The sequence below is a fragment of the Chitinophaga sp. W2I13 genome (assembly GCF_050434005.1).
Classification (GTDB): Bacteria; Bacteroidota; Bacteroidia; order Chitinophagales; family Chitinophagaceae; genus Chitinophaga.
Genome location: NZ_JBNPWD010000001.1, coordinates 6,920,673 through 6,941,408, shown reverse-complemented (window position 1 = coordinate 6,941,408; position 20,736 = coordinate 6,920,673). Strand labels below are relative to the sequence as shown.

The following is a 20,736-nucleotide window of genomic DNA, read 5'->3' as shown; positions in this document are numbered from 1 at the left end:
TTTGTTGCAGGCTACAAACTTGTAGTGGAGAGTATGCCTGCACTCACCACGCCCTTTGTATCGGCCCGGATAAATACCGTATATATTTTCCCGGCTTCCAGGTGAATATTAGTGAGTGCCTGCTGGTCAATAGTAACAGGCGCCGCATTTTCACCAGCGCTAACGATCAGCGAAACCGTACCTGCGTTTACGTTAGTGAACGGCGCACTGTCGTATGCAGCACCCTGCAGGTTGCTGCCGCCGGCGCTGCCATAGGGGATTGTGGTGAACAGCGGGGTTTCCGTATTATTTTGTTGTAACCGTACACTCACACCGGCAACGCCTTGCGCCAGGTGTACAAAGCGGAGCTTTGCTTTACCGGCGGTGGGAGCAGAGAGGTCGTCGTAAAAAAGGAGCAGGGTATCTTTGGCGGCATTATACTTTGTGGAGGCGGCAAATACCGTGTGGTAGTATCCGGCAATGGGGCCGTTAGGTCCGCCGGTGGCGGAATACGCAGCGCTGTTGCCAAACTGTCTGGAAGCTTTATAGGCAGTGCCGCCGCCTTCCGTGAAATTGATCTGTACATTTCCGAAAGTAGTAGCTACATAGGGAGATGCGGCGCCTGGGAGTACTGCATCGGTTGTTACCTTTTGCGTGAAGGTCCAGAACTGGATCCCGGTAGCAGGGATGCGGGCATTTACAAAACGGATATTAGCGGAGAGGGGAGGCCGGTCGCCGGCGTTTACATCGAGGTAATCTGTTTTATTGCAGGCGCTGAAAGCCAGTATGGTGAAGCTGCCCAGCAAGAGGAGATTATTTTTCATGAGTACATTTTTTAAGTATTAGAAACGGGCGTACAATCTTACAAACGGCTGAATGCCTGCGCTGCCGTTCTGAATGCCTACTACGGATGGATTGCGTAATCCTGCTATTACTTTATCGGAGTAATCGCCCAGTACATTGAAGGCATTGTTTACGCCGGCGGTTACCTGTATGGCTTTGCTGATATGATATCCTACTGAGAAATCGGTTACCCAAATGGGTTTCAGTTCCTGGAAGTAGTAATCGGGGCGTGGGAAGTTAGCATTGAGCGCGGAAGCGGTGGTAACGGAACCGAAGTAAATGGTACGCGCGAGGAAGGTGAAGCGGGGCGTATTCAGTATAGCCTGCAACGTTATTTTCTGTTGCGGAATATTGGTGGTTACCCTGGCTTTTTCTGATTCACTGAAGATAACATATTTGTATTGTTCCAGTCCTTTGGGCGTATTTACAGCCGTTACTTCATTTTTCACAAAGTTGCCGCCGGCCAGCAGTTGGAGGCTGTTCCTGTGCAGGGGAATTTTGTAGCTGCCGGTGAATTCAATTCCTTTGGTGCGGGTACTGAAAGCGTTGTAAAAAAACTTTGCCTGTGTGGTACCTGTTTGCAGGAGCAGTGCCCTTACATCTGCCGGGAGATTGGGATCGTTAGCGGAGAAATTACCGGTATTGCCTACACGGTTTTTAATATCCACGAGATAGGCGTCTACGCTTAGTTCCACGTTCCTGGCGGGTTGTGAGGTGATGCCGGCGGTGTATCCTGTACTTTTTTCCGGCGTAAGGGAGGGGATGCCGAGCGCCCTGGTAGCAGCATTTTTATTGGAGGCGGTTACCTGGTCGATAGCGCGGCCCTGCTGGAAGCTGGTGGAGGTTTCGGTATAATAGAACTGTGCGAGGTCGGGTGCGCGGAAGCCGGTATTAGCAGATCCGCGGATGCCGAGCCAGGGTGCAAAGCTGTACCTGGTGGCTATTTTACCGGTGGTTACATTGCCGAAGTCGGAGAAGTTTTCCGCGCGGACGGCGGCGGACACCAGCCATTTTTCGGTGACGTTGAGCTCCACATCTGCATAGCCGGCTACGATAGCGCGACTTACATTCACTTCATTCGATGGCCGGAATCCTGCGTGGATCTGTGATCCGGGCGAAAGGCCGTTAAGCGCGAGAAGGCCGCCGTCGGTGAGGTAAGGGATGCCGTTAACGGACGTATCTACTGAGTAAATAGGGCGAAGGTCGGCTTTGCTGTAGGAGGCTTCTTCCCCGGCGATGATCTGGTAGGTTTCGGTGCGGTATTGTGCGCCGAGTGCAACATTGAGACCATGCAGCGCAGCAGGAAAGTACCGGCTGATATCCAGGCTGGCAGTATTTTGCGAGGCGTTGTATTTACCGGCGTCGAAGGTGGTTGGACTTTTCAGCCCCAGGCTGGCGTTGAGTGAATTGCTGATCACGTTGCCGAAGTCGTTTTTGCCAAATACATTGGAGATATCGAGGTTCCATTCACCTGCTTTGGCTTTCAGCCCGATGGCGATGGATTTATCGGAGATACTGTTGTCCATGGCGGGTAAGAAGCCGTCTGGGTAAAGACCGGTGTTGTTGCGTTCCGTCCAGCCGGGTAGACGGTATACTGCGGTGAATTGGGAGTTGCGGTGACTGATACCGCCAAATGCGTACACTTCTGCATGTTCACCAACGGGAATGGCCGTATTAAAAAACAGCAGTGCGTCTTTTGCTTTGTTGGAACCTCCGCCGCGCTGGTCGAAGAAGTGGCGGTCGATGCCCCGGCTGGCGAGAATGGCATCGTCTATTTCTTTGGTATAAATATTATCGTATCCGCGGGTATTGGCGCCGCCGCCATAAAAGGGACCGTTGTACAATCCGGCATCGTCGCGGCCGGGTTGGAGGGACACGGCTTGTGTGGCAAATTCGGCGGTGGCATTGAGGTAGCCGCCACGATCGCCTATTTTGATGCCGTAGTTAATATTGGTGCGGGTGCTGGCGCCATCGCCGCGGCGGCGGATGCTGCCGGTGGTGCTCACGATTACATCGGCCGTTTGTTTTTTCAGTACAATATTAATAACGCCGGCGATGGCATCGGAGCCGTATTGTGCGGCGGCGCCGTCGCGCAGTATTTCAATGCGTTCAATAGCGCCGGCGGGGATGGAGTTAAGATCGTAGCCGGTGGCGCCGTTGCCGAGGCCGCCCCAGTTGACATTGGAGCTTTTATGGCGGCGTTTACCATTTACCAGTACCAGCAGTTGATCCACACCCAGGCCTTTCAGTTGCGCGAGACTGAGGGCAGATCCTGCGTCGCCGGCATTGGAACCGTTTACAGAATGGAAGGAGGGTGATACATATTGCAGCAACTGCGTGATGCTGGTTTGCGGCGCTGCTTCCTGGAGTGATTTGATATCGATGATATCTACAGGTACCGGCGAGTTCAGTTTGGTACGGTTGGCGCTGCGGCTGCCTACAATCTGTACTTCACCCAGCTGGCTGGTGGTATCGGTGAGGTGTTTATCCTGTGCGGTAAGTGTTGCGGAAAACAGCAACAGGGGGGAGATGACCGGCAGTATAATTTTTTTCATGCCCTGGTTGATTTTTATGGTTAGTGATGTGTTGTTTTAAATCGGTCGTCTGTAAGTGCTACGAGAAATGCTTCGAGATCTTCCATTTCTTCCTTGCTGAGGTTCAGTGGCTTGTTGAGCGACAGATCGCGGTTGATGCCATCGTGTACAATGTTATTGGGTGTATTATAATAGGCAATTACTTCTTTGAGTGTTTTGAACATACCGTTATGCATATACGGAGCGGTAACGGCTACGTTACGCAGTCCCGGCACTTTGAAAAAGCCGCGGTGGGAGCTGTCTTTCGTTGTTTCAAAGCGGCCGGCATCTGTAAGGGTAGTTCCGTTATAAAGACCGATATTTTTGAAGCGGTCTGCCGTAAAATCTTCTCCCGAATGACAATTATTGCAATTGGCTTTACCAATAAAAAGGAGGCGGCCGCGTATAGCCGACGGCGTTAGTGCGTTGTCGTCGCCGGCGATGTACCGGTCATATGGACTGTTAGCAGTTTCCAGGGTACGTTCAAAAGCGGCGATGGCCTGCAGCAGGTTTTTGCTGGTAGGCGGACTGTTGAACAGTTGCTGGAAATAGCGGCGGTAGCTTTCATTGTCGTTGAGGCGTTGTACGGCTTCTTCGATGGGCAATCCCATTTCGTCGGGATTGATGATAGGTTGCAGCGCCTGGTCTTCCAGGGAAGCGGCGCGACCATCCCAGAAGAAGTTGGGGCGGCCGGAGAGGTTGGTGATGCCTGGTGTATTTCTTTTGGTGGGCGTATGATGAATGCCCCTGCTGAAAGCGAGGGTATCGGCGAATCCAAATTGTGGGATATGGCAGGAGGCACAGCTGATGCTACGGTCTTTCGACAGCAGCGGATCAAAGAATAGTTTTTCTCCAAGTTGCGCTTTGGTAGGCGGATCAGTGGTGTTGAACCCCGCGCTGATGGCAATGGCGCATAGCATGCCCGGTAAGATGAGCATCATTTTTCTCAGCTTCATGGTGGTAAAAATTATGGATGGCATGAAATGCCTGGCAGCAACTTGGGCGTTGCTAAAAAGTAATTGGTCGATTAATAAAAAAGGTGTTGCTGTAAGGAGGCTGTAAAAAGAGAAATGGTTATTGGCATTCCCGGGAGCATGGGCGGGAGTGCCCGTGCTCCCCAGGAATTATATAATGGGGTAGTATAAACAAGAACGAATTATTTGGCAGCGGCTACCAGGGTTACATCCAGGTCAAAGTCGTCGTAAATGGCTTTGTCGCCGATGCCTTCAAAGAAGCTTTTGGAACCGTATTTAATATTGTATTTGGTACGATCCACTTTAATAGCGGCTTTGGCAGTGAGTTTGTTGCCTGCCACCGTTACCGTTGCGGGGAAGGTAACCGGGTTGGTGATTCCTTTGATGGTTAGGTTGCCGGTTACTTCGTAGTTACCGCCGCCTTTGGAAGTGACGCTGGTAGTAGCAAAAGTGGCTGCCGGGAATTTTTCCACGGCGAAGAAATCTTCGCTTTTCAGGTGGCCCAGTAATTTAGCGTTGCCGCCAGCATCTTTGATATCGGTTACCGCGATGCTGCGGGTATCCAGTGAGAAGCTGCCACCTTTCAGTACATTGCTTTCTACTTCCAGTTTGCCGTCGGCAATATTGATGGTACCCTCGTGTTGTCCGGTTACTTTTTTACCTGTCCAGCTTAACTTGCTTTCTTTAATGTCTACCTGGAAAACCGTTGCTTTCCTGGTGGCAGCAGCTTTGGTTGGTTTTTCTCCTTTGTTGACAGTAGCAGGTGTGGTGAAAGACATCAGGAAGACAGCTCCTCCAATAAAGAATAATGATGCTAATCGTTGCATATGTGTTGTGTGTTTAAATTAGGTGCAATTTAAGGGTGACGGGCGGATTAGCGTTTACGAGATCCGGAAATTAATGTTAAAATTACTTTTCAGCGATTAAAGCATCCAGGTCCTGGTTCCATTTTGCCACGTAGTCCTTGTAATACTGACCTGTAACCTCGCCGGTATAGCCGGTATGTATTTGCCGTACTTCGCCCTTGCGGTCTATTATAATAGTGGTGGGGAAGGCCATCATGCGGTTGAGCGCTGGCAGCTTCTCTGATGCCACTTTCTTATCAGCAATACCACCAAAAAGAATATCATATTGTATGTTGTATTTTTCTTTTAATTTCCCCAGGGTATACTTTGCATACTCCAGGTCGTCTTTTTGTTCAAAGCCGATGGCGATTGCTTCCACGCCGCGGTCTTTGTTTTTATTGTACCACGGTGAAAGGAAGGAGGTCTGATCGGTGCAGTTAGGGCACCAGGTACCGATGATTTCCACGATCACTACTTTTCCTTTGTATTTGTCGTCGCTCAGGGAAACGTTGTTGCCATTGAGGTCTGGCAGGGTGAAGTCCAGTTTTTTATAACCTTCTTTCAGGAAAGTAAGTTTGTAAGGGTCTGGTAATTCGGCGGCGGCATTTTTTTCTCCATCGAATTTGATGTTATTGTAGATGCCTAAGCTGATTTCCCCGGTAAGGGATTTATCATCATTCACTTTTCCTTTGATGTAGATGGGACTGGGGCCGGTGAAGCCGGACAGTTCAAATTCATCGCCATGAACGGTGCCTTCGAGTTCGCGGCTGTCGCCCACTACAGACATCACAACACCGGTGAGTTTGTTGCCGTTTTGTTTCAGTAAGCCGATGCGGTTAGGGGTGGGTTCCTTACTATAAATTTTCAGGTCCCATTTACCGCTGATATCGTAGGTAGGAGCGGCTTCCGTACCAGGTTCCGCGAAGCGGTAGGTTTGTCCGTGTTCCGCGATGAATGGCAGGGCATTGCCACGGAAGTTAGGCACCAGGCTGCGGTATTCGCCGGTGATCTTACCATCTGATTCAATCTTCGCTACGAGTGCGGCGTCATAGGTATTCATCTTTATAAATAAAGAGTCGTTGCCAATGCGCTGCACGTGGAAGTCGTCGCGGCGGGAACCGTTGATCAGCGTGAAAACGGCGTGCTCGGGGTCTTTCCCTTTCAGTTCAAAATTAAAGGGTACCTGTGATTCGCTGAGGGTGAACACGCCTCTCCAGATGCCTTGTTTTACGAATGGTTTTTTAGGGGCAGCGAAGGAGCTGTTGCCGAATAATCCTGCCACCATCAGGCCGGTTAGAAATAGGTGCTTATGCGTTTTCATGTTTGTATATTATTGGTTGAACAATGCAAGACGTTGCCGGTCCTGGTGGGGCGACGAGGTATGCTACAAATAAAACTGGTGGTGGAGTACTGATGGAGTGGTGGCTTTATCAGTGGTGGTGAAACAAAGATAAAGGGGTCTTTTATTATTTCCAAATAAAAGTCTATAAATTTTGTAGACTACTAGCGCGGATTTTGTCTTGGCTCAGGATTACGCTGATTTTACTGATTAATTTGATTTTGTTTTTTGGGATTTTATAAAGGATTTTAGAAGATATAAATTGGTTTCATTGATCTGATCCTTTTAATTTAAAAAATCCAAAAGCCATAAACGAAAATATCCGCTTTTATCTCCCAAAATCCTTTATAAATCCTAAAAGTAAAATCAAATTAATCAGTAAAATCAGCGTAATCCTGAGAAAGACAAAGTCCGCGCAAAAAGAGCTAGATTTGCGGTTTAAATAACCGGACTTGAGGAATACTGTTTTTTTAATAACACCACCATTTACCCAGCTGAACACGCCTTACCCGGCCACTGCTTATCTGAAAGGGTTTCTGAATACAAAGAATATTACTTCCTTCCAGTCGGATCTGGGTATTGAGGTAACGCTCCGTTTATTTTCAAAACAGGGTTTGGAGCAGTTGTTTGCGCATATTGCTGCAGCCCCGCCGGCGGCGGCCTCAGAGAATATTGCGCGGATGCTGGTGCTGCAGGACGATTATATACAGACCATCGACGCGGTTATTTTATTTTTACAGGGAAAGAATCCTACGCTGGCACATCTTATCTGTAAGCGGGATTACCTGCCGGAAGCGTCGAGATTTGCGCAGCTGGATGACCTGAACTGGGCTTTCGGCTCTATGGGTACACAGGATAAAGCGAAACACCTGGCCACCATGTACCTGGAAGATCTCTCGGATCTGATCATGGAATGTGTGGACCCGCATTTTGGTTTCAGTCGCTATGCCGAACGCCTGAGCCGCTCTGCCAACAGCTTTGATGAACTATACGCCGCTTTGCAGGCGGAATATACTTATATAGACAGTATCCTGACCGATCTCCTGGCGCTGCATATGCAACAGGTTGAACCTGCAATGGTAGCGATTTCTGTGCCTTTTCCAGGTAACCTGTATGCCGCATTACGCTGCGGACAGTGGATCAAACAACATTACCCGGCGGTAAAAATAGCGATGGGAGGAGGGTTTCCTAACACCGAGCTGCGCTCGCTGGCAGACGCCCGTGTATTTGAATTCGTGGACTTTATTACGCTCGACGATGGCGAAGCACCGATAGAAAATTTGCTGCTGTTCCTGGAAGGAAAGAAAACGGCAGAAGAGCTGAAGCGTACTTTCCTGCTTACGGAAGAGAAAGTAACTTATGTGAACAGCAAGGCTACACACGATTATAAACAAGCCCAGCTGGGTACGCCGGACTACAGCAACCTGTTGCTCGATAAATACATTTCCGCTATTGAAGTGGTAAACCCGATGCACAGCCTCTGGAGCGACGGGCGCTGGAACAAGCTCACCATGGCGCATGGCTGCTATTGGGGTAAATGTACGTTCTGTGATATTTCTCTTGATTATATAAAGATATACGAACCCATTACCGCTTCACTGCTATGCGACCGGATGGAAGCTATCATTGCGCAAACCGGGCAAAACGGGTTTCATTTTGTGGATGAAGCCGCACCTCCCGCGCTGATGCGCGCGCTGGCGCTGGAAATCATCCGGCGCAAGCTCACTGTTAGCTGGTGGACAAACATCCGTTTTGAGAAGAGCTTTACCCGTGATCTCTGCCTGTTGCTTAAAGCATCTGGATGTATTGCCGTTTCCGGCGGATTGGAAGTAGCTTCCGACCGTTTGCTGGGGCTGATCCAGAAAGGGATTACCGTGGCCCAGGTGGCGCGTGTAAACCGGCATTTCACAGAAGCGGGCATTATGGTGCATGCGTACCTGATGTACGGGTTCCCTACGCAAACAGCGCAGGAAACCATTGACGCGTTGGAAATGGTGCGGCAGATGTTCCAGGCGGGGATACTGCAATCGGCCTTCTGGCACCAGTTTACGATGACGGCTCACAGCCCGGTAGGACTGGAACCTGCAAGGTTCGGCGTACAAAAAGAAACAGAAGAGATTGGACCCTTTGCCAATAACGATATCCTGCATATTGATCCTACCGGTACTGACCATGAGGCATTCAGCTACGGATTGAAGAAATCGCTGCTGAACTTTATGCACGGCGCCTGCCTGGATTATCCATTGTCCAAATGGTTCGACTTCAAAGTGCCGAAAACCACGGTGCATCCTGATTTCATCACTACCGCGCTGATGGAGGAGGAAGCGGGCACGGTTAAACCTACTTCTAAAGTAGTATACCTGGGCAAACAGCCGGCGATGGAGATAATTACCAAATCAAAGAAAGGGAGTACCTGGGAAATGTCTTCCTTAACTTTCCAGGGTAAAAAGGAGAAAGTAAATATCAGCGTGCAACCTCCCCAGGGGGCATGGCTCACGGAAATGCTGCAACAGCTGGCCGTGACTAACGCTAAAACATATACGCTGCAGGAGGTGAAAGACAGCTATGAATCGGCAGGGCTGGATGATTTTGAATTGTTTTGGGATAATAAACCGGTGAATACCCTTCACAAGCTGGGTTTGCTGAGGTTGTAAATGAGGACCGCTGCAGGTGGAAAGCAGTATTTTACATTACCGGGGATTTTCCCGGTATCAGTCATGAGCAAAAAGTCAAATATTTGTTTCCACTAAACTGACCTAACATGAGTGATCAAATGTCCCTTGCAGGCTATGGCTGTAATGACCAGGGCTACCTGAATCCTATCACCGAACAGCTGGACTACCGGATGCCCTTTACAGAGGACCAGGCCGTGACCTATGGAATGCCTATTACTGTTGCGGCATATTTTGGTATGCTGAATAACTTCTACAAATTTCTGATTGCTAACCCGGGTCTGATTCCTTTATTCCAGGGATCTTACTCTGTGGATTTCAGTAAAGCCTCTCTTTTACGCATCCTCAGTCAGGAAGGTTGCGAATACGTACGTTTTCATTTTGCCATCCCCGAGCCTAACGAGAAGCTGAGCCTGGTAGCCGAGGGATTAATTTTCGACAGAAGCCAGGTAGGCTATGCGCAGTTGTTGCAGAAAGCAACGGACAACAACATGGTGCATGCCGGCGGTGATCCGAAAATAGAGGAAAGGGGCAATGGAACACCGGTTCCTTTCCCGCCGTTAAAACATTTATTTGAATTACTGAAAGGACATGGATCACCGTTAGCTACGGCAGACCTGGACCAGATATTTGGTTAACCCGATTAAAACTTTTTGTGCCGATGAACGGTTGGGTGTACGCATATTATGCTTTATTGATAGCCTGTTTTATTATCAGCTTATTTCACCTGGAACACAGGGAAGTAAAGTTACTGTGCGTATTGCTCGCAGTATCTATTGTTACGGAGATAATAGTAGAATTGATCGGCACAGAAGGTTTAGGTTTTTTTATAGTGTATCATTTTTTTGTGGTGCTGGAATATAGTCTGATTACAATTATTCTCCGATCGGGGATCAGGGATTACCGCTGGCGCTTACTGATGGGGATTTCCATTTTTGTGTTTTGCATGGTGTCCCTTTTCTACAGCTTTGTATTGGGCGGGTGGCGTGCCTTTCCGGGTATCAACATCACCATAGAAAGCTTCCTGGTTATTTGCTGGTGCCTTTTATCCTTTTTTTCAATAACCCCGGATAGTGAAGCGTCTATATTCCGGCACCCTGTTTTTTGGTTAACCCTTGCTTTCTTTATTTATTTCGCGGCTTCCGTGAGTGTAAATGCCTTTTATAACCTGTTGCTGGAAAACGATACTACCAGGGCCAGGCATTTTTTCGCGGTGTTGAACTCATTATCCAATTACCTGTTGTATATTATGCTGATAAAAGGCGTCGTATGCTTCCGGTCAAACAGGATCTCTTTGTAGCTGTGATTTTTATTTCGTTGCTGGTTACCATCATGGGACTGGTGGTAGTGGCAGCGGTAATAAGTTATAAGAAGAAGCAGGATGCATATTTACATCAGCTTAAGTTAATGAAAGAAGATTACGACAAACAATTAATGTGGTCCCAGATTGAAATGCAGGAAGAAGCCTTTGCCCACCTCGGGCAGGAACTGCATGACGATATCGGCCAGCTGCTGAGCAGTACCAAGCTCCTGATCAATGTAACCCAACGGAGCATGAAGGAAATCCCGGATACCCTGCAAATTGCGGAAGATACCCTGAGTACCGCCATTCAGCATCTGCGGGCGCTTTCCAAATCCTTTAGCCGTCAGTGGCTCGACCAGTTCAGCCTGATAGAAAACCTGAAAGCAGAAGTGGACAGGATCAATTCCAGCAGGGCTATCACCATAAAGTTTACCCATGAACTAACGGTGCTGCCATTACAGGCAGAACCCCAGATCATCCTGTTCAGGATCATCCAGGAAGCGATCCAGAACTGTATAAAACATGCCCGTCCGCAGGTAATTGATATCAGTATCAGAACCGCGGGCCAACAATTGATCCTCATTATCGCAGATGATGGTTCCGGCTTTGATAAAGCAGGGATGTCGTCTATCGGGATGGGCATCCGGAATATGCAGCACCGCACCAGTTTACTTGGAGGCGAAATCCGCTGGGAGGTAACCACCGCCGGCGGTACCGCCGTATTGATAACATTACCCCTTGAATAATTTTTGTTTATGAAGATCAACATAGGTATTGCAGATGACCACCAGCTGTTCCTGAAATCACTTAGTTTACTGGTGAGTGGTTTCACCGGCTTTCATATTGTAGCGGAAGCCATGAATGGCCGGGAGATGCTGGATAAGCTGGCGCAACTGCCTGTACTGCCGGATATCCTGCTGCTGGATGTAAATATGCCGGTGATGGATGGCGCCAGGGCTACCGAGGCGGTGCTGAAATTGTATCCCACGGTAAAAGTAGTAGCGTTGTCGATGAAAGACAATGACGCCACGATCATAGAAATGCTGAAGGCTGGTTGCTGTGCCTATCTCCTGAAAGATATCCATCCCACAGAACTGGAAAAAGCACTAACGGAAATTTATACCACTGGTCAGTATAACAACGATGCTTCCAATGTTAACTACCGCCGGTTGCTGTTGCAGTCCGAACAAAAGCAAACGCTTACAGAGCGGGAACGGGAGTTCCTTCACCTGGCGTGCAGTGATCTTACCTATAAAGCTATTGCCGTTAAAATGAACGTCACAGAAAGAACCGTGGATGGTTACCGCGAAATCCTGTTTAATAAGTTGAACGTGCAAAGCCGTACCGGTATGGTATTGGAAGCTTTGCGCAGGCAGCTGGTTTCTTTGTAGGGCTTAGTTTTCCCGCAGGTTTTTTACGGGATTAGACAGGGCCGCTTTCAGCGCTTTGTAACCTACGGTGATCCATGCCATCATCAGCGACAGTATAATGGCGGCCGCAAATACGCCCACGCCAATGGCGGTATGATAATAGAACCCGGATAGCCAGCCTTGCATAAAGAAATATCCCAGCGGTGCGGCAATTACAAAGGCGATACCTATCAGCAGCATAAATTCTTTAGAGAAAAGGAAGAGGATATTGTTAACCGATGCGCCCAGCACTTTACGGATGCCCACTTCCCTTGTACGGTTGGTGACCATGAAAGAAACCAGTCCGTATAAACCCAGGCAGGAAATAAATATCGCAATGCCTGCAAATAACTGGAACAGCTTTGACGTAATAACATCTGCCGCATAAAAATCCCTGATCCGCTCATCTAAAAAGAAAAGGTCATACAGGTAAGTAGGGTAGATGCCGGTAAAGGTTTGTTGCACCGATTTCAGCGTGGCGCTTACCTTTCCGGGATCCATCCGCACAGCTACATATTCATAAGCTGCTGCCTGGGAGCCAATGAACATGGGCACAATGGCTTCATGCAGGGATTTGCTGTTGAAGTCGTTCACCACACCTACCACGGGATAACTTTTATGATCAATGGTGATCGTCTTCCCGAGAATATTTTCGGGAGAGGATAAACCCAGTTTTTTTACGGTGGTTTCGTTCACAGTAATTTCATGCAGCGTATCGCTGGGGTAGGGAAGCCGGCCTGCTTTCAGTTTGATGTCGAAGGTCTTGTAGAAGTCGGCGTCTGCTGCTTTGGCGCCTATTTTAAAGGGTTGTCCTTCGGGATTAGTATCAAAGCGGAAATTCTGCATAAATATCCAGTAAGTGGTGGGAGCATCTGCACAGAAGCTAACATTTGTAACGCCCGGCAGTGCAGCCAGACTGGCTTTCAGAGAATTGTATTTTAATTTTAAAGTACTGTCGCTGGGCAGGTTGATCATTACAACAGCATCTTTGTTAAAGCCCATCGACTGGTGTCTTACATAATCCATTTGCTTCAGTACCACCAGTGTTCCTATGACCAGCAGCTGGGCAACTACAAACTGGAATACGACCAGGCCACGGCGAAGCGACACGCCCCCGGTTGATTTAATACTGATTTTGCTTTTAAGCGCTGTTACCGGGTTAAAACCGGAAACGATCATGCCCGGGTAGAAACCAGATAAAAGTGTTACCACAATGCCGCAGGCCAGGATGGCGGCCCATACACGTGGCGTTGCAAGTAACGACAATGGCAGCTGCCGGTCGATCAGGTTGCCCGCATAAGGCAGTGCCACGATGGTAATAACGATGGCTACAGCGATGGAAAGCAACGTAATGACACCTGTTTCCGACAGGAATTGTGAAAACAGCTGCAGGCGGTTACTGCCAAGTACCTTTCTCACGCCTATTTCCTTCGCCCTGTTTACAGACAAGGCAGTGGCCAGGTTAATAAAGTTGATACAGGCTACCATTAGAAGGAAAATGCCGATGAGGGTAAGCGCCCACAATTCCCTGGTACTCAGCGTTGCATTGGTGAAATTGGGATAGCGCTTATCCAGGTGCATGGCAGTCAGCGGCTGCAATTTTAGCTGGGGCAACCGCGTATTATGAGGCTTGTAATACCGTTTGGCAAAGGCGGGCAGGCCTGCTGTAATGGCCGCGGCATTATCCGGTTTTTTCAGCAGCACAAAACATTGCCCATAACCACCGGGTACGGCGTCCCATTGTGCACCCGCAGTAAAATCTTCCGGTACCAGTTTTTTCAGGGTGCTGTAAGATACACCCACTTGTATGGGGAGATCTGTATTTGCGGGAAGGTCTTTGAATACGCCGGTTACCTGCAATGGCACCCTGAAGGACCACATCTGGATAGTGCGCCCGATGGCGGCATGGATGTCCCCGAAATAGGCCCTTGCCACTTTTTCTGAAATGACCGCTGTATTCGGGGCTGATAAGCCTTCCGCGTTACCGGCCAGCCAGGAATAATCAAAGATGCTGTAGAAACCAGGAGAGGTATAGAAGATGCCATTTTGTTTGAAACGCTTTTCATCAGTGGCGCCGGGGGCAGGAACGTACATCTGCGCTCCCCCCTGGAAAGAAATGAGCCCGGCTTTTTCCACGCCGGAAAAATCGGTTTTTATTTTTTCCGGGAGCTCCCAGTTCACCGTACTCAGTTGCTCTATCACTTCTCCGTTACTGCGGTTCATTACGTCGGTGGTAACACGATAAATCCTGTTGGTGTTGGTATGATAGGTGTCGAAGCCGCGTTCATAACTGATGACCAGGAAAATGATCAATGCAGCGGCGATGCCGGCAGACAGGCCTGCTATATTCAGGATGGTGAAAGTTTTCTTCCGGGTGATGCTGCGAAAGGCTGTTTTCAGGTAGCTGTTTATCATAGTGGTTATGCCACTGCAAAAAGCAGGTCAGAAATGTAAGGTGCTCAGATTCAATGTCTTTAATCATGCTTTATTGTCCGGTTCTGAACAACTGATTTCAATTCCGGACAATTGGCTTTCACCGTTTTATCTCCACTGTTTACCGCCTTTCCGGTGGCATTCACCGGTTTAGCCGCGGTGATCAATCTGGTTGTTGTATTTTCGGCTGTACGTTTAAACTAAATGTGATCAGATGATCAATCAACAACAGGCCGCTGCTCCCGTTTTGGCTGTGAACCAGCTGAACGTGCAGTATGGCGCTTTCCAGGCAGTGAAGGGTGTTTCCTTTGAGGTGCATGCCGGTGAAATTTTCGGTTTGCTGGGCCCCAATGGCGCCGGCAAAACCAGTACGCTCAGCGCTATTGAGGGCTTGCTACATCCTGCTTCCGGCAGCGTTACCGTAGCAGGTTTTGATATCAGGGAGAAGCCACTGCATGCCCGTGCCAATATGGGCGTACAATTACAGGCTACCAGTTTTCAGCCTGAGCTGACCATCTCTGAAATCATCCGGTTGTTTGCCAGTATTTATGGGGTAAACTTAAAGGATGATGCCGTGAAGCAAAAGCTGGCGGAGATCAATCTTGAAACCTCAGCAGGAAAGAAGATATCGCAGCTTTCGGGCGGACAGCAGCAACGCGTATCGCTGGTGATTTCCACTATTCATAACCCGCAGCTGGTATTGCTGGATGAACCCACTACGGGGCTGGATCCGCAGTCGCGGCGCCAGTTATGGGAAAGGATGGAGTACTTCCGCGACAACGGTCATGCGGTATTACTCACCACCCATTCCATGGAAGAAGCGGAAGCGGTATGCGACCGTATTGCGATCATTGACCATGGCCGCATTATCGCCATAGATACGCCGGAGGCGCTGATCGCGCAGCACCGGGATGATCCGGCAGTGCTGGGCGTAGTGAGGAAGGGGAAAGTTACTTTGGAAGATGTGTTTATTGGTTTAACCGGAACGGCTGTCCGTTCCTGATCAAATTACTACGGATGGAAACAAGTGTACCAAAAAATAGGACGGTGATGACTGCTTTGTTGCGGGCCGATTTTACAACGCTGTGGCGCAACCGCCGGTCGTTCGGACTGGTGTTGCTGGTGTCGCTCGTTATTTTAGTGTCCTGGAAAGGGCTGGTGGATAAACTGGGCGGTGTGTTTGTGCTGTCGTCCTGTATTACGATCGGGCTGACCAGTATCGGGTTAATGGGGTATTCCAATAGCATTGCCCGCGACCGCGACAGGGGCGTGTTTCAGCGTTTGAGAGTAGGCCCTGTATCGGCATGGACGATTATGATGAGCCGCCTGATTGTACAAATAGCGATGATTTTGCTGATGACGATCCTTGTTTTTGTGGTGGGTTATTTTGTGGATCACATTTATGTTTCGCCGGTGGGTTACATCGCCGGTTTGCTGATGGCGATGGTAGGAGGTTTAGTGTACCTGGGGATGGGGCAGGCCATTGTGGGACTCATCAAAAATCCCGATACGGTTAACTCTACTACCCGTCTTGTTTACTTTATATTTATTATGATCGGTATGTTCGGCGAGTTTGGCGTGCTGGGTAAGAAGATAGCGTTACTGGTGATCTGGTCGCCGTATGGTGTGGTAAGGAAAGTACTGGCGGCGAGCCTTGATCCTGCCAGCTGGAGTATAGATACCACCTGGGCATTACTGGCGTCTGCAGCTTATACTATTGTATTTGTGGTGTTGGGGGTGAAGTGGTTTAAGTGGGAAAACAAGTAGTGAATCGCTGGTATGTTCAACCACGTTGAACATACCGGTGGTATTTTTTATTTCGTTTTGTTTGTTTTTGGGTTGATGAATTCCCATTCATTGATATGTGCGTTCCGGTGTTCTTTTTTTACGATGCCCTGCAAGACCAGTAGCCCAAGCAAGCAGGTCTTTCTTACCATACCATCAGATTGTTTGTGTCAAGATAGACATGTTATGGTAGATGAACTATAGTAAAAGCATTATTGCGCAAGCGTTTGCGTACGGATGATTACTTCATCGATGCGGTGATGATCCATTTTTTTTATTTCGAAAGTAACCTGGTTGAGCATTACTTTTTCGCCCGGAGCGGGAATATGTTTCAGTTTATCGATGAGCAGGCCGGCGATGGTAATATCTTCCTTTTCATATTCGCGGAGCCATTCGAAGTTCAGTGTTTCGCGGATATAGTTTAGCCGTGTATAACCGTAGGTAAGCCAGCTTTTGTCGTCCTGCTGTACGAGGTAACGCTCTGTGGCGTTGAATCCCGGCAGGCTGCCGCCGAGTAAGCCGGAAACGATATCATGATAGGAGATTATTCCTTCGCAGGCGCCGTACTCATTGATCACTACGCCTACATTCGTGTTTTCGCGGCGCAGCTGCTGGAAGATATCGTACACGGCCTGGTTCACCGACAGGAAAGAAACGGGGGAGAGCAGCGCTTCCAGCGGCTTATCGGGATACAGCAGGAATTCCTTCGCGCTCAGTGCGCCCAGCACTTCCCTTTTATCGCTGACTACGGGGAAGGTACGGTGTATACTGCGTTTAATCGTGTCCGTTATTACATCCCTGTTCATTTGATTATTGATGTAGGTGATCATACTGGCCGGCGTCATGATGTTTTCCGCTGTGAGGTCGTAGGCTGAGAACAGGTTTTTGTGCAGGGTGAATTCTCCTTTATCTATCAGTCCCTGTTTGTATGCGGCGGTGAGCATGCTCCGTAAGTCGTTTTCTGTTAATTTTTCTTCGCGGATCGTATTTACGGAAAAGAGGCCAAGAATGAACTTGGTGCTGGCGGTAAGCAGTTTGATAAAAGGATAGGTAATTTTTGAAAAGATGATCATCGAAGGGGTGATCAGGTAAGATACTTTTTCCGGGTTCAGCAGGGCGAGGGTTTTAGGGATGAGCTCACCGATAACGATAGTGAGGTAGGTGATGCTGCTTACGCCTACGATCAGCGCTATGAGATGCGCCATGCTTTCATGCAGGCCCCAGGAAACAAATACCGGTTCCAGCCACGCAGCCATGAGATCGCCTCCGTATAGTCCTTCCAGTATGCCCACCAGCGTGATGCCTACCTGTACTGCGCTGAGGAATTCATCCGGATCTTTGATGAGGTTTAGTACGTTGAGGGCTTTTTTATTGCCGTTGTCCGCCTGTTGCTGGAGGAGGGGTTTGTCGACAGAAATTAAACCAATCTCCGCAATGGAGAAGTAAAAGTTGAGTGCAATAAGTACGAGTATGATGATGATAGAAGTCATAGTTATTTAAACAACAGCGGCGGGTTATTTGTTTACCGGGCTGGTTTTCAGGGTAGTTGCGGCGGTTGACTGAAAAAATATCTCGGTGAAATTTTGGAAAAATAAAATGGCTGCTTATATTTGCAGCCCTGACACAATATCAGTTGCCCAGATGGCGAAATTGGTAGACGCACTGTGTTCAGGTCGCAGCGCCTGCAAGGGTGTGCTGGTTCGAATCCAGTTCTGGGCACTTAAAATAGCAAACCCGCTCGTAGAGCGGGTTTGCTATTTTAATGATATTCCGAATCAAGTTGAAAACTTGGGGATTATGATGTTACGCATCGATTTTAGCTAGTCTGTAAAGGAAAAATCCTATATCTCTCACACCCCGTAAGGCTTTTTACTCTGGCAGGAAAATTCGGTTTGCATTACCTTGGTTTATCAAACATATTTAATTCCCTACTCCAACTAAAGAAACGTTTAAGTTCGTTTTGGTAAAACTTATCAAAATAATCACTTTAATACTTAAATAACAGAATGCTACATACTGAATAGAAGATTTTCTTTAATAGGGAAATGTCTAATTTTTACCTTGATGCAGTGATTTGATCACTTCTTTACGATTGGACAGTCCAAATTCAATTAAAGTATTCAAGACATGCCAGATTTCTTGAGCGTGCTTAGTTAATTGGTAGTAAGTTATATCTTGTGTGGGTGTATATTCAATATTTTTTTCGATTAGCTGATGAGCTTCCAACGTCGTAAGTTCAGAACTTAGCACTTTCGGAGAAATACCATTAGATACCTCAAAGAAATCTTTAAACCGTAACTTCTCATAATAATGTAAGTTTAAAAGAATACAGAAACGCCATTTTCCACTTAATAAATCTAAGGTGTCTCTCAATGCTAAAAATCTTTGTTTTAAGATTTTTTCATTTTCTATACAAGGTTTTATTTTCTTTTCCATAATACTTTCCTAAAGGTTACTAACCACAAATTTACTAAATAGGGAAAGTAATTTTGCTGTAAACAATATTAAAATGAAAAGAATCTTAGTTACAGGTGCAACTGGAAAGCAAGGTAGTGCCGCAGTATATGAGTTGCTAAAAAACAATTTTGAGGTATTTGCACTTACCCGAAATCCTCAATCTTCAAAAGCGGATAATTTAAAAAAAGCAGGAGCAGTTTTGGTGAAAGGCGATTTAGAAGATATTGAAGGTTTAAGTAACATATTTAAAAAAGTCGACGGACTTTTTTTAGTCCTTCCTCCTGTCTGGGTTTCCAGCAAAGAAACGGATGAGAAAGAAGCAGAAATTGGAATACAAGCAATCAAATTTGCAGAAGAGCAAGGCGTTAAATTTGTTCTTTATTCATCAGTTCTTGGATCGGATAAACAGGATTTATTCAGGCCGAAATTTAAATTTACAATCGAAAAATACTTATTAGAAAGCAATTTACAAGGAGCAGTAATTAGACCTGCTTCCTTTATGGAAAATCTACTTTTGCCAGGTTTCGGATTGGGAGAGGGCAAGTTTATCAATCCCTTACCTGAAGAAAAAGCAATCCCTTGGGTAGCCACCGGTGATATTGGAACTTTTGCTCGAATAATATTTCAGAATTATAAAGAATTCAATGGCAAAACAGTTGATTTTGGAGGTGAACTTTTTACACCTAAACAAGTTTTATCGTTATTGGAGGAGAAGTTGAACCAATCAATCAATTTCGTACAAGTACCCTTAGAAGTACTTTATCAACAAAGTGAAACATTTGCGAAACTGGTTGAAATGATCGACAAAGAAGGTTATGATCCTATCGATTACAAATTTATATCATCTTGGATGCCAAAGCTAACAGGCTTTGAACAATGGATGGATGAAATAGGAATCAAAAAAATAAAGGAATTACGTTCTAAAGATAATTAATCATCATTAAAATATGATAAGTACTTTTTTACTCATGGCCGGAAGAATTTCCGGCCATTTTTTATATGCAATAATCACTACCTGATCTGGCAAATAATATTTAAAAGGCTATAATTTAATCTTACAATTATTTGATCCTTAAAGCAAGCATTCATCGAATTCATAAGTAGGAATGATTCTCAGGAAAGGACGATCATTCCGACCTTAAGCTCTTCACTGGATTTGCAATGGCCGCTTTAATAGCCTGGAAACTGACGGTAAATACGGTTATGAAGATGGCTGCTGCCGCCGCCAATACAAACGCCATGGGGCTGATTATGATCCGGTACTCGTATTTCATCAGCCAGTTTTGCAAATAATGATAAGCCTGGTAAATAATGATCGTGCTAATGATCAGTGTAATAGAACAGGTGAATTGCACTACCACCAGTACCTTCCGGGGAAGGTTGCTACCTTTGCCTGTTTGTATAGACCCTTTTAAAACTTTCACCGGGTTAAAGGAAGACAGGTAAAAAGCGGGCCTGCTTCCGGAAAGCAGGCCTGTAAACAGGACATAGCCTGCCATGGTTAGCCAGAACAAGCCATTAGTGTAAGGAATGCTGATAGTTGCATGGGTAAGGTTGTTAAAAGCCGGGAGCGCCAGGATGACTATAAGCAGCGAAAGCAAAAATGCCACTACTGTTAAGGTCATGGATTCGGTTAAAAACTGCAAAATCAGGTCTTTACGACGGGAGCCTATGGCTTTACGGATGCCCACTTCGCGCGCCCTTTTTTCTGAACGTGCTATGGAAAGATTCGTGAAATTGATACAGGCAATGACCAGGATGAGGATTCCGATGATCGCAAACATCTTCACGTAGTCTATCAGGCCGCCGGTTGCCACTCCATTCCTGTACTCCGAAAATAAATGCCAGTCCTTTAAAGGTTCCAGGAACAGGTCAGCTTTTGTCTGCGCAAAATATTTAGGACTGTGCTTAACCAGCATTCCCTTTATTTTAGGGGCCAGGTCTGCATAAGAAATATTAGGCTGGTTCTCTTCACTTGCATTGAGCCAGTTTTCAACAAATACTTTCTCCTCAGCAGTTTCCTCATTAAACAAGTATCTGACTAAAAGCTCGTCATATTGATTATTATGTTCCATGTGCGCTATATTATTTATACACCTGATGATGAATTCTTCCCTACAAGCG

At 47.2% G+C, this 20,736-nt stretch carries 17 protein-coding genes and 1 tRNA gene; 9 read left to right on the top strand and 9 right to left on the bottom strand.

The features are described from left to right. Positions 1-11 precede the first annotated feature (11 nt). The 5 genes from QFZ48_RS28445 to QFZ48_RS28425 all read right to left on the bottom strand — a co-directional run bounded on the left by QFZ48_RS28445 (position 12) and on the right by QFZ48_RS28425 (position 6,535). On the bottom strand, positions 12-803 hold the full coding sequence (locus QFZ48_RS28445; protein WP_429047518.1) for a DUF4397 domain-containing protein: 792 nt from the start codon (positions 801-803) through the stop codon (positions 12-14). A gap of 18 nt (positions 804-821) precedes the next feature. After that, a complete protein-coding gene (locus QFZ48_RS28440) occupies positions 822-3,377 on the bottom strand; it encodes a TonB-dependent receptor plug domain-containing protein (RefSeq protein WP_429064836.1) in 2,556 nt (851 codons plus the stop codon). 20 nt (positions 3,378-3,397) lie between these two features. After that, entirely contained in the window at positions 3,398-4,351 is a 954-nt protein-coding gene (locus QFZ48_RS28435) for a cytochrome-c peroxidase (protein WP_429047522.1), read from the bottom strand. Between the two features lie 200 nt (positions 4,352-4,551). Beyond that, positions 4,552-5,196 (bottom strand): YceI family protein, encoded by a 645-nt coding sequence (locus QFZ48_RS28430; protein WP_429047524.1) that lies wholly within the window; start codon positions 5,194-5,196, stop codon positions 4,552-4,554. A gap of 82 nt (positions 5,197-5,278) precedes the next feature. Continuing rightward, positions 5,279-6,535 (bottom strand): peroxiredoxin family protein, encoded by a 1,257-nt coding sequence (locus tag QFZ48_RS28425; RefSeq protein WP_429047525.1) that lies wholly within the window; start codon positions 6,533-6,535, stop codon positions 5,279-5,281. Positions 6,536-7,005: 470 nt separating this feature from the next. On the opposite strand from QFZ48_RS28425, the gene QFZ48_RS28420 reads away from it, so the two are divergent. The 5 genes from QFZ48_RS28420 (at position 7,006) to QFZ48_RS28400 (ending at position 11,919) form a co-directional block, all read left to right on the top strand. Further along, positions 7,006-9,207 carry a B12-binding domain-containing radical SAM protein gene (locus QFZ48_RS28420; RefSeq protein ID WP_429064834.1) on the top strand — a complete coding sequence of 734 codons (2,202 nt, stop codon included), beginning with the start codon at positions 7,006-7,008 and terminating at the stop codon, positions 9,205-9,207. Positions 9,208-9,314: 107 nt separating this feature from the next. After that, complete coding sequence (locus QFZ48_RS28415; protein ID WP_429047528.1) at positions 9,315-9,863, top strand: hypothetical protein; 549 nt, start codon at positions 9,315-9,317, stop codon at positions 9,861-9,863. 23 nt (positions 9,864-9,886) lie between these two features. After that, on the top strand, positions 9,887-10,525 hold the full coding sequence (locus tag QFZ48_RS28410) for a hypothetical protein (RefSeq protein WP_429047530.1): 639 nt from the start codon (positions 9,887-9,889) through the stop codon (positions 10,523-10,525). After that, positions 10,495-11,274 (top strand): sensor histidine kinase, encoded by a 780-nt coding sequence (locus QFZ48_RS28405; protein WP_370910250.1) that lies wholly within the window; start codon positions 10,495-10,497, stop codon positions 11,272-11,274. Before QFZ48_RS28410 ends, QFZ48_RS28405 begins: the two co-directional genes overlap by 31 nt. 9 nt (positions 11,275-11,283) lie before the next feature. Continuing rightward, a complete protein-coding gene (locus QFZ48_RS28400; RefSeq protein WP_429047531.1) occupies positions 11,284-11,919 on the top strand; it encodes a response regulator in 636 nt (211 codons plus the stop codon). Between the two features lie 3 nt (positions 11,920-11,922). On the opposite strand, the gene QFZ48_RS28395 is transcribed toward QFZ48_RS28400, so the two are convergent. Then, positions 11,923-14,352 (bottom strand): ABC transporter permease, encoded by a 2,430-nt coding sequence (locus QFZ48_RS28395; protein WP_429064833.1) that lies wholly within the window; start codon positions 14,350-14,352, stop codon positions 11,923-11,925. A gap of 232 nt (positions 14,353-14,584) precedes the next feature. Here QFZ48_RS28395 and QFZ48_RS28390 point away from each other — a divergent pair, with 232 nt between their 5' ends. Both QFZ48_RS28390 and QFZ48_RS28385 read left to right on the top strand, forming a co-directional pair. Continuing rightward, positions 14,585-15,373: an ABC transporter ATP-binding protein gene (locus QFZ48_RS28390; protein WP_429064831.1), complete on the top strand. Its 789-nt coding sequence runs from the start codon at positions 14,585-14,587 to the stop codon at positions 15,371-15,373. 47 nt (positions 15,374-15,420) lie between these two features. Beyond that, positions 15,421-16,137, top strand: coding sequence for an ABC transporter permease (locus tag QFZ48_RS28385; RefSeq protein ID WP_429047537.1), 717 nt, complete (start codon positions 15,421-15,423; stop codon positions 16,135-16,137). 230 nt (positions 16,138-16,367) lie between these two features. Here QFZ48_RS28385 and QFZ48_RS28380 read toward each other — a convergent pair whose 3' ends face one another. Beyond that, positions 16,368-17,645 carry a hemolysin family protein gene (locus QFZ48_RS28380; protein ID WP_429064830.1) on the bottom strand — a complete coding sequence of 426 codons (1,278 nt, stop codon included), beginning with the start codon at positions 17,643-17,645 and terminating at the stop codon, positions 16,368-16,370. Between the two features lie 145 nt (positions 17,646-17,790). Between QFZ48_RS28380 and QFZ48_RS28375 the strand changes: the two genes are divergently transcribed. Further along, positions 17,791-17,874 (top strand) — tRNA-Leu (locus QFZ48_RS28375). Positions 17,875-18,204: 330 nt separating this feature from the next. On the opposite strand, the gene QFZ48_RS28370 is transcribed toward QFZ48_RS28375, so the two are convergent. Beyond that, positions 18,205-18,591, bottom strand: coding sequence for a winged helix-turn-helix transcriptional regulator (locus QFZ48_RS28370; RefSeq protein ID WP_429047575.1), 387 nt, complete (start codon positions 18,589-18,591; stop codon positions 18,205-18,207). Between the two features lie 73 nt (positions 18,592-18,664). Here QFZ48_RS28370 and QFZ48_RS28365 point away from each other — a divergent pair, with 73 nt between their 5' ends. After that, a complete protein-coding gene (locus tag QFZ48_RS28365; protein WP_429047577.1) occupies positions 18,665-19,546 on the top strand; it encodes an NmrA family NAD(P)-binding protein in 882 nt (293 codons plus the stop codon). Between the two features lie 193 nt (positions 19,547-19,739). Here QFZ48_RS28365 and QFZ48_RS28360 read toward each other — a convergent pair whose 3' ends face one another. Further along, positions 19,740-20,687: an ABC transporter permease gene (locus QFZ48_RS28360; RefSeq protein WP_429047578.1), complete on the bottom strand. Its 948-nt coding sequence runs from the start codon at positions 20,685-20,687 to the stop codon at positions 19,740-19,742. Between the last annotated feature and the right edge of the window lie 49 nt (positions 20,688-20,736).

Coding starts and splice junctions, on each gene's coding strand:
- QFZ48_RS28360 (WP_429047578.1), bottom strand. CDS start 20,687: ATGGAACATAATAATCAATATGACGAGCTTTTAGTCAGATACTTGTTT.
- QFZ48_RS28400 (WP_429047531.1), top strand. CDS start 11,284: ATGAAGATCAACATAGGTATTGCAGATGACCACCAGCTGTTCCTGAAA.
- QFZ48_RS28365 (WP_429047577.1), top strand. CDS start 18,665: ATGAAAAGAATCTTAGTTACAGGTGCAACTGGAAAGCAAGGTAGTGCC.
- QFZ48_RS28385 (WP_429047537.1), top strand. CDS start 15,421: ATGACTGCTTTGTTGCGGGCCGATTTTACAACGCTGTGGCGCAACCGC.
- QFZ48_RS28435 (WP_429047522.1), bottom strand. CDS start 4,351: ATGAAGCTGAGAAAAATGATGCTCATCTTACCGGGCATGCTATGCGCC.
- QFZ48_RS28395 (WP_429064833.1), bottom strand. CDS start 14,352: ATGATAAACAGCTACCTGAAAACAGCCTTTCGCAGCATCACCCGGAAG.
- QFZ48_RS28430 (WP_429047524.1), bottom strand. CDS start 5,196: ATGCAACGATTAGCATCATTATTCTTTATTGGAGGAGCTGTCTTCCTG.
- QFZ48_RS28440 (WP_429064836.1), bottom strand. CDS start 3,377: ATGAAAAAAATTATACTGCCGGTCATCTCCCCCCTGTTGCTGTTTTCC.
- QFZ48_RS28445 (WP_429047518.1), bottom strand. CDS start 803: ATGAAAAATAATCTCCTCTTGCTGGGCAGCTTCACCATACTGGCTTTC.
- QFZ48_RS28370 (WP_429047575.1), bottom strand. CDS start 18,591: ATGGAAAAGAAAATAAAACCTTGTATAGAAAATGAAAAAATCTTAAAA.
- QFZ48_RS28405 (WP_370910250.1), top strand. CDS start 10,495: ATGCTTCCGGTCAAACAGGATCTCTTTGTAGCTGTGATTTTTATTTCG.
- QFZ48_RS28410 (WP_429047530.1), top strand. CDS start 9,887: ATGAACGGTTGGGTGTACGCATATTATGCTTTATTGATAGCCTGTTTT.
- QFZ48_RS28380 (WP_429064830.1), bottom strand. CDS start 17,645: ATGACTTCTATCATCATCATACTCGTACTTATTGCACTCAACTTTTAC.
- QFZ48_RS28415 (WP_429047528.1), top strand. CDS start 9,315: ATGAGTGATCAAATGTCCCTTGCAGGCTATGGCTGTAATGACCAGGGC.
- QFZ48_RS28390 (WP_429064831.1), top strand. CDS start 14,585: ATGATCAATCAACAACAGGCCGCTGCTCCCGTTTTGGCTGTGAACCAG.
- QFZ48_RS28425 (WP_429047525.1), bottom strand. CDS start 6,535: ATGAAAACGCATAAGCACCTATTTCTAACCGGCCTGATGGTGGCAGGA.